Here is a 12,385-nt window from a genome sequence, read left to right as displayed (position 1 = left end):
GTCATTTTTAGAAATTGTTCCCTTTTTTCATTTTTACGTCAATGTTTTTTAAAATCTGACCATCAACGAATATAGGACGAACTAACGAGGTCATCTTTTAAAATCGATGTCGGAATCTTAAATTCGACGATGCCCATATATCCTGGAGCGATACTGTACTCATCAAACGACAGGACTAATTTGTGATCTGCCGTAATATAGAAGTTTTGCTTCGCGGAAATCTGTTTGAACTGTTCTTTCTCCGGTATATCCGGTGTTCCTTCGACGAAGTAGACCTTTCCTTCGTCTGCTTTCATTTGGCGACGCATTTCTTCTTTTAGGTAATCACTGATCGTCGTGATATATCCGTCATCTTTGAACAAGGACGGTAATGTCAGGACAAGCTGTTGCTTTTTATCAATCGTATCGTACTGGACGCTTTCCGCTGCACTTGCCCGTGTCTCAGTGACAGTTCGCCCGATCGACAACAAGTCGTCCGTATCTGTTTTGACGTCGTAGCGACTATCGACGGCAAATACCCCTTCCTGTCCGTGCGTCTCCTGTTTGAACTTTTCATATAACGCCTGACCTTCAGCGATATACTTTTCGTTTAGTTGTTGCTCGAGTGCCTTGTCCGGTAACGTCACTTGAGGGGCTTTAATATCAGCCGACTGCTGTGTCTTTGTCTCTTTCCAGTCGATCGTCACGATCTCAGTCAGTTGACCGAGGACCGGCACCTTCGCCATCGCGTCCGCGAACGTCGCATTACTATTTAATCCGCCGACGAATAACGTGATGGCGGCGGCTGTGATCAACACGGATCGTTTTGTCCGTGATGGACGCATCCGGTGCTCGACTTGAGCAATCATCGCATCGAGTTCTTCTGGAACCGGTGGTTGTTGGTACGTCTGTTTCAGATCATCAAGTTTGTTCGACATCTAACTCATCTCCATTCAATTTCATTTTCAGTAAGGTCAATCCTTTATACAGCCGGGACTTGGTCGTACTTAAATTCAGCTCTAAAATCGTCGCGACGTCTTTTAAGATCAAGTCCTCGAAATAGTGTAAGATGACGACTTCCCGGTACATGACCGGTAGCTCCTCGAGCGCCTGTCGTAAATCGGAATCCGGATATGTATCTTCTTTCGTCGCGACGAGTTCGATCAGTCGATCCGTGTCGTAACTGATACTATGCTGACGCTTACGGATCGCATCAATCGCCGTTCGTGTCAAAATCTGATAGAACCAGGCTTTCATCCGGTCCTCATCCTCGAGTCGCTCAAGCGACTGTAACGCTTTTTGGATGCTGTCCTGAATGACATCGAGACTATCCTGTTCATTTTTCATATAACTGTAGGCTAACCAGTAGAGATTCGGTTTGTATTGCTTTAAAAAACGGACGAATGCTTTTTCCCGTTTTCTCATTTGGCGAGAGGTCATAGGCCGCGGCTCCTTTTTTCGATATCGTTCTGTGTATACATCATTAAGACGGGCGAGTCGAGAAAAAAGTTGACGACACAACAAAAAAAGGTGACGCAAGGTCACCTTTTCATGGAGCAGACTTGATTAAGATAAGGATAATCACTAGAAATGGCACGATGAACAACAATGGGACGACAACGATTGTGACACACCCCATATCGATTTTCCGTTGTTTTCGGCGTTCACGTTTCCCCGTCCGTTCTTCGCGCTCATTCACGGGACTCAACATACCATTCACCTTTTCTACTTAATAATGCAAATGCCGCGATGTATCATTCCAGACCTTTACGTAGAGCGTAATCAAGGCGATACCATACAGGACACTCATGTATAACGAAAACTCACCAAATAAGACATCCGTCCAAGCATTTAATCCAAACAATGGAACGATGAAGACGAAATAGAATATAAACTGAACACTCGCCAGTCCATCAAACCAAAACGTCTCAGAAAATGCGCCTTCGAGTAACGAAACACCGTAAATGAATAACGCCGCAGCGAGACCAATCCGGATATACCAGATCACGAGTCGAAGCGCCTTGTCTTCCTTCATATAGAATAGCGACCCGACTAGACTAACGAGCCAAACGACGGAAGCAATGCTTTGCCATCCGTTAATCGTGCCGTCCGGATGGAGCATAGCGGACCATCCGTTGATACCAATCATACCAAGTAAACCTACGATGAAGATGAGCCGATACGGTATGTACCTTTGACGCATGACGTTTCCTCCTCTGAAAACGAATAGATGTCAATTCTACTTTCTATATTCCATATGATGGGTTTTATTCCTTTTCCATCAAAAAAATAGTTCGACTTTTTTGTTCAAGTTGATGACACTACAACAAAGGGCTAAATCATCAGTCAGTCTATACAAAAAATAAGGGTGGCAGAACGAGTATCTGCCACCCTTATCTCAGTCATTCCTTCACTTTGAGATTCACATCATCAATCGTCACATCATGGGCGGCGAACGGCGACCCTTCCGCGCGTCCCATCAAGAACTTCAACGCACCCGTATCCGCTTGTCCCATCGTAAAGGTATAACTGTACGTCTTCGGTGTTGTCGTGATCGGTTCGACTTGGCTGAAGTAACGCGTATACGACGCATTTTCGATCGTCACTTCGATCGGACGCGGTACAGTCGACGATGCCTTGAAGCTCAACTCATATGTTTTGCCTTTCGCGAGCGACAAGTTTCCTTGCTCGAGCAAGACACTCCATGGTTCTTGTCCTTCCGCTCCGATCTGGATACGTGCTGCTTCATTGACTGCTTCGATAGCGGCTTGTGCATCATAGTGGACGTACGACGACCACGACGTCAATCCGTTTGTGAACGAACCGTTCTTCAGTGGTGACAGGTCGACCGGAACCGGTGTGACATCAATCAATTCCACATTATCAAGCGAGATTTTCCCGGCTTGTCCACTGAAGTCAAACACAAGTTGATTGTCGTCTGCCGTTTGTGTAGCCGTAAATGGAATGTCGACAGTCGTTGCTTGTTTCGTCAGCGGGACAGTCGTCTGTTTCAATTGCTCTTGTGCCCCAGTGATTTTCACCTGAAGTGACTTGGCTTTTTTCGCACCTGCCGTGAACCGAAGTTGATAGGCATGCCCGGCTTCTAATTGAAGTCCCTTTTGTGTTAAGCGCGCTGTTGTTTTTTGACCATGCCCTTCATAACGGAAATCACGTGACTCGGGATCAACAGACCCTGTCGTCCGCTTGCTACCGTCGAAATGCCAGTACGTCAAACGATCCATCGCCCCTTGATCGAATGTCCCGTTATAGACGAGGTTCCCGTCCGCGAGGGCCGGTTTCGTTGCATCTTCATCGATGACGCCGCGTGGAATCTGCTCGACACGGACGTTCCCGATCTGAACGTTGGCTTTCTCAAGTCCGAGGTTGAACTCAAGACGTGCCGCGAGATCCGTCTCTGCTGCCATATCGAACGTGAACGTATGCCGTTTGACGCTCGGTGTCAGTGCAATCGACTGTTCATTCGAATATTTCGTGTACCCACGCTCTGCTCCACCGCCAACTTTGACCATCATCTTCCGGTCTGCTGAGCTGCTCGCGTCAAAACTGACTTGATAGCGCCCACCTTGCGCAAGGGATACGTTTTGGATCAGTTGATGAGAATACGTTTGTGAACCTGGCTGATCAATCGTGACGTCTGCCATCCGTTGCCCCTCTTTTTCGATGATCGCAAGACTTCCTTTTCCACCAAAGTCTGGGAGCGTGACGTAGTTCCAGTACAGCGGATCAAACGACTGATTCCCGGTGATCAGCGTGACCGGTTTTTCAAAGGCTGCATCATAGACGAGATTCCCCTCGATCGGTTGTTTGGCTCCATCTGGTAACGTCACGTTTTCGTAGGTCGGTTCGACCGGTTCACGGTACGCTCGATTTTTTAAGTCATAGACACGGACGTAATCGACTTCCATCTCAGCTGGGAACTTCGTCGTCGCATCCACTTCTCCGTCAAACCAACCGCCGACCGCGAGATTCATGACGAGATAGAAGTTTTGGTCGAACGGTGCCGGATAACTATAATTCGTTGCCGCGTTCAAGCCTTTGCTGTACCAATCGTTTTGTGTTTGATAGAGGTTGCCGTCGACATACCAGCGGAGTTCACCCGGCTCCCATTCGACTGCGTACGTATGCCATTGATCGATGCGTTGTCCGTCTGGGAAGTGATAATCTTTCCCCGTATATTTATTGTTTGGCCAGTTTTCCCCGTAGTGAATCGTTCCGGCGACCTTGTCTGGCTGACTGCCCCAAGCTTCCATCACATCAATCTCACCGGACGCTGCCCACGCCCCGTACTTATCTTGCTCCGGTAACATCCAGAACGCTGGCCAAAGCCCTTTTCCGGTCGGGAGCTTCGCTTTGATTTCATAACGACCGTACGTCTTACTGAACAAGCCTTTCGTCTTTAGCTTCGCTGACGTGTAATCGTATGTACCGAGATCATCCGTCGTCTTTTCCTGCTTTGCCTTGATGACGAGTTTCCCGTTGCGAATAAACGAGTTGTCCTGCTTCGTCGTATAGTATTGTTTTTCATTGTTGCCCCAACCCGGTGAGACGGGTTGTCCGTTCGCATCCTTAATCCAGTTCCCCGTATCATACGTCCATTTCGTCCGGTCGAGTTGTTTTGCCTGAAACTCATCCGACCAGACGAGCTTCCACTTCGTCTCTTTTTTGTCTGTCTTTGCGTCGACCGCTTGACCACTCAGCAATAAACCGGTCCCGACCGCTAGTGCTACCCATGTCTTCATGTCCGTTTCCTCCTCTTAGTCAAAAAGAGGCAAGGACGAATGCTCGACCTTGCCTCCTTTGTCACGCTTCTTGCGGAATCGTTGCCTTATGTTGCTCGATGACGCCCGCATACCAGTGGGCGCTGTCTTTCCAAATTCGTTCCTGTGTCTCGAAATCGACGTAGAGAATTCCGAAGCGCTTATCGTAGCCGAAGCTCCACTCGAAGTTATCGAGCAGTGACCAGAGATAATAACCTTGGATGTTCATCCCTTCTTCGTTTAAATCAGACACGGCTTGCAAGTGTTGTGCGACGTAATCAATCCGGTTCTGGTCAGCAACGCGACCATCGACCAATTCATCGTCGAAGGCAGCACCATTTTCCGTAATGTAGATCGGTAAATCCGTGTACTCGGCGCGCAAGCGACGAATCAAATCCTTGAATTCGCTCGGGGCGATATCCCAGCCCATGCCTGTCTTGTCGTAATCCGAGTACGCATCCTTCTGCAGGAAGTCGTTCGCGGCACTGAACTCGACGAGGTTACGGCTATAGAAGTTGATCCCGAAGAAATCACATGGGACGGAAATCGTCTCCATATCGCCTTCTTCGATGAACGCGTACGAATGGACGTATTTCGAGAACAAGTTCATCATGTCGACTGGATACTGACCTTTAAAGACTGGGTCAAGGAACCACCGATTCGCGTAGCCGTCCGCATTGTTCATCGCTAGCTGATCGTTGACGGAATCCGTCTTCGCATACTTCGGTGCCAAATTCAACGTGATACCGATCGGTGTGACCGATTTGAACTCACCCTTCAACAATTCGACTGCTTTTCCGTGCGATAACAACAAGTGGTGCACGGCACGAACGGCTTCGTTCATGTCCGTATGGCCTGGTGCATGTTGTCCGAGATGGTAGCTGAGGAACCCGGCACACCATGGTTCATTGTGTGTGATCCACGAGTCGACGATCCCGTCGAGCTCCGCAAAACAAGCACGGGCGAAGTCGAGGAACCAGTCGACCGATGACCGGTTGACCCAGCCGCCTTCTTCATGTGCCCAAAGTGGTAAGTCCCAGTGGTACAACGTCACGGCTGGCTTGATACCTTCAGCCCGCAGACGTGTTGCGAGTTTCTTGTAGAACGCCATGCCTTCCGGATTGTAAACCCCTTTTTGTGGGAAAATCCGTGGCCAGGCAATCGAGAAGCGGTACGTGTCGACGCCAAGACGTTTAATGTGCTGAATGTCTTCTTCATAACGGTGGTAATGGTCACAAGCGACATCCCCATTATGTTTTTCGAAGACTTTTCCGTCCTCATCACAGAAGGCATCCCAGATCGAAGGCGTACGTCCGCCTTCGTTGTGGGCGCCTTCGATCTGATACGACGACGTCGCCGTTCCGAATACGAAGTCTGGTGCAAATTTCATATGTGTAATCTCCTTTAAGCTACTTATTCTTTAACGGCACCTGCCGAGATACTGCTGACGATATATTTCGAGAGGAACAAGAAGGCGATCATGATCGGCACGACGGAAATCGCGATCCCGAGATAGAGCGAGCCTAGGTTCTCTGCGACTTGTGATCCTTTCAAGAAGCCCATCAAGACCGGTAACGTATACTTCTCTGGGGAGAAGAGTAAGACGAGCGGCATGATGTAGTTGTTCCATGAACCGATGAACGTAAAGATCGACATCGTCGCGATCGCCGGCATCATCATCGGCAAAGCGATCGTATGGAAGATCCGGAACTCACTCGCTCCGTCCATCCGTGCTGCCTCAATCAAACTCGGATGCAGGACGGTCTGGACATATTGTCGGACGAAGAAGACCGTGAACGGACTCGCGATTGCTGGAACAATCAACGGGATGTAGCTATCAAGTAAATTGAGGTTCTTACTTAGTTCGTAGAACCCGATCAATCCGAGTTGCCCCGGAACCATCATCATGACGAGCATGAAGACGAACATCGCGTTTTTCCCTTTGAACTGATAAAAAGCAAATCCGAACGCTGTCAATGCCGAGAAATAACCCGATAAAACAGTGACGAGGACAGCGATGATCAAACTGTTCTTGAAACCAGACCAGATGTTGACGTAAGCGCTGAGTGCGGCATAGTTCTCAACGAGCGAGTTCCCAGGAATCAACGAAAATCCAGACAAGACTTCTTCGTTCGAGCGCGTCGCGTTGATGATCATCATGAGAAACGGGATGATACAGGCGATCGTTAAGACGACAAGACCAATATAGATGACACTTTTGCCGAACCAGGCTTTCTTTTGTTTCGGTGGTGGCGTCAACTTGAGCGGGCGTTCAGAACGCTCCGGTTGTTCCTCCGTTTGTGGCACGATCCGACGTGCTTCTGCATTTCGTTCCATCGGTCAGGCTCCTTTCGGCGAACGTTCTTTTCGGAACATCCCTTTGAAGACGATGATTGAAAAGACGAGCGTGATGGCAAACAGTCCGTATGCGACAGCAGCGGCGTAGCCATAGTTGTTGTATTTGAAAGCTTGGTTATAGAGATAGAGCACCATCGTGTTCAAGGCACCGTCTGGCGCACCGACACCATCCGTGATCAACATCGGTAGGTCGAACAATTGCAGACCACCGATCAAGGACGTGATCATGATGTAGAGCAAAATCGGTTTTAAGAGTGGCAACGTGATGCGTGAGAAGATTTGCCAACGTGTCGCTCCGTCAATCAAGGCTGCTTCGAAGTAATCCTTCGAGATTCCAGATACCCCTGCCATGACGACGATGAACGAGTGACCGAGCCACATCCATGTCAGGATAAGCGAGACGGAAATTTGTGCCGTCACCGGTTGCGTTAACCAGTTGATTGGCTCCGAGATGATTCCGATTTTCATCAACATCATGTTCAGTGAACCATGTTGCCAGTCGAGCAAGATGCCGAACAATAAGGCGACCGAGCTGATCGTGATCAAGTTCGGTAAGTAGAACGTCGCCCGGAAGAAGGCAAGCCCTTTTAATTTCAACTGGAGATCCGAGAACAACAAGGCGAGCAGTAAAGCGCCGCCAATCTGAAGGATGAAGTTCAGACCCCAAATCTTCAGAGTGTTAAAGAACGCTTCGATGAAGTACGTATCCCCGAGTAAGCGCGTATAGTTCGCGAGTCCGACGAGTTGTTCGCCTTCAGCGCCCGTGTAGTTGGTGAAGCTGTAATAGAAAGTCAAGGCAACCGGATAGATGCTGAAGATCAAGAAGACAATCCAAAACGGTGCGATGAACAGATACCCATGGCGATCGAGTTTTTTCACAGGTCAAACCCCTTTCTTAAACAAGAAGAGGTGAGGCGAGGATCGCCCCACCTACTCTCCTTATTCCGGTACTTTTACGTCCGGATACGCGTTTTTGACTTTTTTGTAGAATTCAGCAAGTGCTTCGTCTTTTGATTTTTTACCTTGAACGTACTCCATGACCGATGCACCGTATAATGTATCGAGCTGTTGGTCATACTTCGTGACGATTCCTGGTGTGATCTTGTCTGCTTGATCAAGGAAGAACTCATAGTTGTTCTGTCCGCCAAGGAACTCATCTTTAAAGTCTGTCTTGATTTTTTCAGTAACTGGTTTGTACGCTAACACGTCACCTGTTTCTTTTGCCCAATCCGTTAAGAACGCTTCGTCTTGCGTCATCATCTTGACGAAATCATACGCAAGCTTTTGTTTCTTCGAATCTTTGTAGACACCTAACCACGTACCGCCCCAGAAGTATGGGCTCGGTCCGCTTGTGACAGCCCAGTCACCCGCTGATTTTTTCGCGTTTTCTTTGAGAACACTGTGAAGACCCCATGTCGGGAGGACGTAAGAGAAGACTTCTGTTTCAGTCTCTTTACCGTTTTCTTTGACTTTGACTGGTTTATCCATGCCTGCGAACCATGATGGTGACCATTCTGGTGCAAGTGCCGTGTATTGTTTCGTCCGAAGTTCTTTCGCGTAATCCATGTAATCCTTCTTGTCTTGTGTCAAGACGAGCTCTTGCTTATCGTTGACCCAAGGTTGTGGGTCGTTCCCTTGTGCGAACCAACGGATCGATCCTTCATCCGGGAACATCTTGTAGCCTTTGCTCTTCATTTTTTCAGCGACTTCGAAGACGCCGTCCATCGAATCCATCATGCCACCGATTTCTTTTGGATCATCTGTACCGAGGACTTTTTTCGCGATGCTACGTTTGTAGTAGACGCCACCTGGTGTCGTTTGCCATGAGAGTGCACGCACGTTGCCGTCCTTATCTTTCCCCATGTCATAGACGTACGGGATGTAGTCATCTTTGACTTCTCCTGCGTTGAATGGTTTTTCAGAGAGGTTCGCCCAATAGCCGGCATCAACCCACTGTTTGAGGAACGCAATCTCACCTGTGAAGATATCTGGTGCTCCGACGCCACTCTCAAGTGCTGGTTTCAACTTCGTCGGGTAGTCGGCGATCGGTACGATCGTCAATTCGACTTTGACTCCGTTTTTCTCTTCGAACTTTTTGATTGGCTCTTTTAACTCATCCGTGAACGACCAGATTTTTAGAACTTCTTTCCCGCCGCTCGTCTTTTCTTCGCTGCTTCCTGTACATCCAGCAAGGACACTTGCTGTTAACGCACCGACTGTTAACACGCTAACTAATTGCTTCTTCATCTCATCTCATCCTTTTGTTAAGTATTCCGCTCATAGGTAAGCGGTTTCAATTTGTTATTCAAAAATATCGAAAGCGCTTTCGAAAAGGCTTTAAAGAAAATTCCCGAAAGCCCTTTCGGAAAAAGTGATAAAAAATGATTTCGAAATCGCTCTCGCTTTTCCTCACTGACAACGAGCGAGAGCGATTCCGAAACAACCCTTGTGTTATTCAGGTACTGGACCTGTCGATTGACGAACCATCAAGTTAACCGGAATGACATCGCGTGTCGTGACCCGTTTTTTATTGACGATCTGTTCAATCAAGACTGATGCTGCATGCTGACCGATCGTTTCCGTATCTTGTCGGACCGTCGTCAACTTCGGTGTGATGTACTGCGCCATATAGATATCATCATACCCAACGACTGAGATGTCTTCCGGAATCCGTAAACCGGCTTCATGAATCGCCTCAATCGCACCGATCGCCATTTCATCCCCGGCAACGAAGACTGCTGTCGGTCGCTCAGGTAATGCTAGCAATTCGTTCATTGCCCGCTTTCCTTCTTCACCGGAAAAGAATCCACCGTTGACGAGATAACCGCCCGGAATCGGTAAGGCGAGTCGTTCCATCGCTTGCTGATAGCCTTCAATCCGCGCTCTTCCGGCATCTGTCGACGTATCCCCCGCAATGTGGGCAATCAACCGATGACCGAGTTCATGCAGATGATTGATGGCGAGTGTGCCACCGGTGATGTTATCCGAATAGACGACACTACAATCGGCACTGTCCATGTCGACGACGACGATTGGAATCGTACTTTGAATCAACTCCTGGACGTGCTGGTCCATCTGATCGGAACAGATGACGACGATGCCGTCGACTGCCCGGTGTCGGAAATGCTCGAGGTAACTCATATCGCGATTGCGTAAGTTCCGCGATGCGAAGATGAGGTCATACCCTTGTTGTTCTGTTGCTTTTCGGAAACTCTCAATGATCGCGTTGAAGAACGGATGCATCATTCCGACGCCATGTGCTTCCGAGAACATGACACCGATCGTCCACGAACGTTTCGTCGAGAGCGACTGGGCGTGCGCGTTCGGTAAGTATCCCATCTCGGCTGCTGCTTGGACGATTTTTGCTTTCGTCTTTTCGCTGACATCCGAATAATTATTTAAGGCTTTTGAGACCGTTGTAATCGAAAAACCAGTCATCTTCGCTAAATCATAAATTGTTCCCATGCTACTCACTCCATTTCACCGAAAGCGCTTTCGATAAATTTAGTATACGAACTCTCTCTGGAAGTTGCAACCTATTTTTTTATAAATATCAGAAAATATGAAAACGTTATCATTTATACTGGATTCAATCCGAAAAGAACTCGATTTATCTTTTAATACGAACAAATGTTTGGTATACTTAAAGAAACACTTTCGTCCTTTTAAGAAAGGAGCTTTCCCATGCCAATCAATCCGTATCTTGTCTTTAACGGCAACACGCGTGAGGTACTGACGTTCTATGCACAGGTCTTTGGCCAAGAACTACCGGATATCATGGAGTTCGGACCAGGACCCGGTCCTGACGGTCAGCCCTACCCAAAAGAGATGCAGTCACTTGTTCTACATGCTGAACTGATCGTTCATGGTACCCGCTTAATGTTCTCAGACGCAATGCCGCATGATCCGGTCACGATTGGTCAGAATGTTACCTTGGCACTCCACTTATCTGACGTGGATCTGTTACAGAAGACATTTGATCAACTCGCAAAAGACGGCACCGTCATCATGCCGATCCAAAAGACATTCTGGAGTGAAGCCTACGGAATCGTCGAAGATACGTTTGGTGTCCAGTGGCAAGTCAATCATGTAGTGAGTGAAGTGTCGGTGTAACCTTTAAAACTCCTCGAGAACTCGAGGAGTTTATTTTATGATATACGTTTAACGGAAGAGGCAAAATATTTATTGATGACGTCGAATAAAATCTAAGGAGGTGTTTTTCAGAATGAATAGTGTAGTGTTACATAAAATCAAGACAGTCGAAAACGCTTTGAAACGAATACAGGACGTTTATGCAGATGAACCTAACCTTTTAAAGGATTACACTAAGCTAGATAGTATCATCATGAATATTCAACGCGCATGTGAAGCAAGTATCGATTTATCTATGCATTTAGTCAGAATACATAAGCTAGGATTACCAAAATCGAAATGTGATGGTTTTCAGTTACTTGAAGAAGCACAACTCATGGACGTGTCTCTTATTGCTAGTCTAATCAACATAATTGAGTTCTGTCGTATTGCTATTCATGATGATCAAGCGATCGATTTAAACATTCATCGAAAGATAATCAATCATCAACTTAACGATTTTTTGACGTTCACTCAAATTGTTGTTCAACTAGATATTTAGTTCCATATAAATACTTTTTAGATATTTAAATTGATATTTTTTTGTTTTTACATACTTTCATTAAATAAATACCCAAAAATATTGTAATAAATTGACAAATTATATTTGGATAATTAGTGTGTACTTTAGAATATGTATTATGAATTTGGAGGTTTTTAGAATGGAAATGAATTTAGTGAGAACGAACGGAAGTGACGCTATTACGGAGGGGCTACAACGTTATCAACCAGTTGTGCGTTTTAAACTTGCCGAGGTCATGCAAGAACGTCAATTAACACAAAGTGATTTACACAAACTCACAGGCATTCGCTTGGCAACAATCAGTGAAATGGCTAACGCCAAAAAGCTATCAATTAATGTGGCTCACTTAGTCGCTCTTATGAGTGCTTTACGTATACAAGATGTTCGCGAACTAGTAGACATCCAATTCAATGAAGAAGCTATTTCAAATTGGGATCAAGAGCGCAAAGAGTATCCAACAGGGCTTTCTCCTAAACAAAAAGAAGAAATGCTTGAGGCATTTACAAACGCCAATCAACGTTGATTACTTACTGATGTAAGCAGAGAAATTAGTAATATTAAAAAAGGCAATTCCAAACATTGGAATTGCCTCTTCACTTCAAATACATCAGACTTT

The 12,385-nt window shown here is 46.8% G+C and carries 13 protein-coding genes; 3 read left to right on the top strand and 10 right to left on the bottom strand.

The features are described from left to right. Nucleotides 1-62 precede the first annotated feature (62 nt). The 10 genes from rsiV to ACZGCQ_RS12830 form a co-directional block, all read right to left on the bottom strand. A complete protein-coding gene (rsiV, locus tag ACZGCQ_RS12875) occupies nucleotides 63-917 on the bottom strand; it encodes an anti-sigma-V factor RsiV (protein ID WP_481266510.1) in 855 nt (284 codons plus the stop codon). Next, nucleotides 901-1,419 carry an RNA polymerase sigma factor gene (locus ACZGCQ_RS12870; protein WP_481266509.1) on the bottom strand — a complete coding sequence of 173 codons (519 nt, stop codon included), beginning with the start codon at nucleotides 1,417-1,419 and terminating at the stop codon, nucleotides 901-903. The genes rsiV and ACZGCQ_RS12870 overlap by 17 nt, the downstream gene beginning before the upstream one ends. Nucleotides 1,420-1,528: 109 nt before the next feature. Then, a complete protein-coding gene (locus ACZGCQ_RS12865) occupies nucleotides 1,529-1,678 on the bottom strand; it encodes a hypothetical protein (protein ID WP_481266508.1) in 150 nt (49 codons plus the stop codon). A 30-nt stretch (nucleotides 1,679-1,708) separates the two neighbouring features. Next, nucleotides 1,709-2,182: a hypothetical protein gene (locus ACZGCQ_RS12860; protein WP_481266507.1), complete on the bottom strand. Its 474-nt coding sequence runs from the start codon at nucleotides 2,180-2,182 to the stop codon at nucleotides 1,709-1,711. 199 nt (nucleotides 2,183-2,381) lie between these two features. Continuing rightward, nucleotides 2,382-4,739 (bottom strand): carbohydrate binding domain-containing protein, encoded by a 2,358-nt coding sequence (locus tag ACZGCQ_RS12855; protein WP_481266506.1) that lies wholly within the window; start codon nucleotides 4,737-4,739, stop codon nucleotides 2,382-2,384. 61 nt (nucleotides 4,740-4,800) lie between these two features. After that, nucleotides 4,801-6,147: a GH1 family beta-glucosidase gene (locus ACZGCQ_RS12850; protein ID WP_481266505.1), complete on the bottom strand. Its 1,347-nt coding sequence runs from the start codon at nucleotides 6,145-6,147 to the stop codon at nucleotides 4,801-4,803. Between the two features lie 23 nt (nucleotides 6,148-6,170). Further along, nucleotides 6,171-7,094: a carbohydrate ABC transporter permease gene (locus ACZGCQ_RS12845; RefSeq protein ID WP_481266504.1), complete on the bottom strand. Its 924-nt coding sequence runs from the start codon at nucleotides 7,092-7,094 to the stop codon at nucleotides 6,171-6,173. A gap of 3 nt (nucleotides 7,095-7,097) precedes the next feature. Beyond that, nucleotides 7,098-7,994 carry a carbohydrate ABC transporter permease gene (locus tag ACZGCQ_RS12840; protein WP_023466912.1) on the bottom strand — a complete coding sequence of 299 codons (897 nt, stop codon included), beginning with the start codon at nucleotides 7,992-7,994 and terminating at the stop codon, nucleotides 7,098-7,100. A gap of 60 nt (nucleotides 7,995-8,054) precedes the next feature. Next, nucleotides 8,055-9,362: an ABC transporter substrate-binding protein gene (locus ACZGCQ_RS12835; RefSeq protein ID WP_064300565.1), complete on the bottom strand. Its 1,308-nt coding sequence runs from the start codon at nucleotides 9,360-9,362 to the stop codon at nucleotides 8,055-8,057. 204 nt (nucleotides 9,363-9,566) lie between these two features. Beyond that, nucleotides 9,567-10,580, bottom strand: coding sequence for a LacI family DNA-binding transcriptional regulator (locus tag ACZGCQ_RS12830; RefSeq protein ID WP_481266503.1), 1,014 nt, complete (start codon nucleotides 10,578-10,580; stop codon nucleotides 9,567-9,569). A 219-nt stretch (nucleotides 10,581-10,799) separates the two neighbouring features. On the opposite strand from ACZGCQ_RS12830, the gene ACZGCQ_RS12825 reads away from it, so the two are divergent. The 3 genes from ACZGCQ_RS12825 to ACZGCQ_RS12815 all read left to right on the top strand — a co-directional run bounded on the left by ACZGCQ_RS12825 (nucleotide 10,800) and on the right by ACZGCQ_RS12815 (nucleotide 12,292). Further along, nucleotides 10,800-11,228 carry a VOC family protein gene (locus ACZGCQ_RS12825; protein WP_481266502.1) on the top strand — a complete coding sequence of 143 codons (429 nt, stop codon included), beginning with the start codon at nucleotides 10,800-10,802 and terminating at the stop codon, nucleotides 11,226-11,228. A 112-nt stretch (nucleotides 11,229-11,340) separates the two neighbouring features. Beyond that, a complete protein-coding gene (hepT, locus tag ACZGCQ_RS12820) occupies nucleotides 11,341-11,748 on the top strand; it encodes a type VII toxin-antitoxin system HepT family RNase toxin (protein WP_481266501.1) in 408 nt (135 codons plus the stop codon). Between the two features lie 160 nt (nucleotides 11,749-11,908). Then, the gene (locus ACZGCQ_RS12815; protein ID WP_426272664.1) at nucleotides 11,909-12,292 is read left to right on the top strand and encodes a helix-turn-helix domain-containing protein; all 384 of its coding nucleotides are present in this window, start codon (nucleotides 11,909-11,911) and stop codon (nucleotides 12,290-12,292) included. Nucleotides 12,293-12,385 lie beyond the last annotated feature (93 nt).

The organism is Exiguobacterium sp. HSB13 (assembly GCF_056764755.1).
The sequence above is the reverse complement of the archived record's forward strand: the minus strand, read 5'-3'. Positions and strand labels throughout refer to the sequence as shown.

Bases quoted from the DNA above. Each gene is read 5' to 3' on its own strand.
- rsiV (WP_481266510.1), bottom strand. From the start codon at position 917: ATGTCGAACAAACTTGATGATCTGAAACAGACGTACCAACAACCACCG.
- ACZGCQ_RS12870 (WP_481266509.1), bottom strand. From the start codon at position 1,419: ATGACCTCTCGCCAAATGAGAAAACGGGAAAAAGCATTCGTCCGTTTT.
- ACZGCQ_RS12860 (WP_481266507.1), bottom strand. From the start codon at position 2,182: ATGCGTCAAAGGTACATACCGTATCGGCTCATCTTCATCGTAGGTTTA.
- ACZGCQ_RS12855 (WP_481266506.1), bottom strand. From the start codon at position 4,739: ATGAAGACATGGGTAGCACTAGCGGTCGGGACCGGTTTATTGCTGAGT.
- ACZGCQ_RS12850 (WP_481266505.1), bottom strand. From the start codon at position 6,147: ATGAAATTTGCACCAGACTTCGTATTCGGAACGGCGACGTCGTCGTAT.
- ACZGCQ_RS12845 (WP_481266504.1), bottom strand. From the start codon at position 7,094: ATGGAACGAAATGCAGAAGCACGTCGGATCGTGCCACAAACGGAGGAA.
- ACZGCQ_RS12835 (WP_064300565.1), bottom strand. From the start codon at position 9,362: ATGAAGAAGCAATTAGTTAGCGTGTTAACAGTCGGTGCGTTAACAGCA.
- ACZGCQ_RS12830 (WP_481266503.1), bottom strand. From the start codon at position 10,580: ATGGGAACAATTTATGATTTAGCGAAGATGACTGGTTTTTCGATTACA.
- ACZGCQ_RS12825 (WP_481266502.1), top strand. From the start codon at position 10,800: ATGCCAATCAATCCGTATCTTGTCTTTAACGGCAACACGCGTGAGGTA.
- hepT (WP_481266501.1), top strand. From the start codon at position 11,341: ATGAATAGTGTAGTGTTACATAAAATCAAGACAGTCGAAAACGCTTTG.
- ACZGCQ_RS12815 (WP_426272664.1), top strand. From the start codon at position 11,909: ATGGAAATGAATTTAGTGAGAACGAACGGAAGTGACGCTATTACGGAG.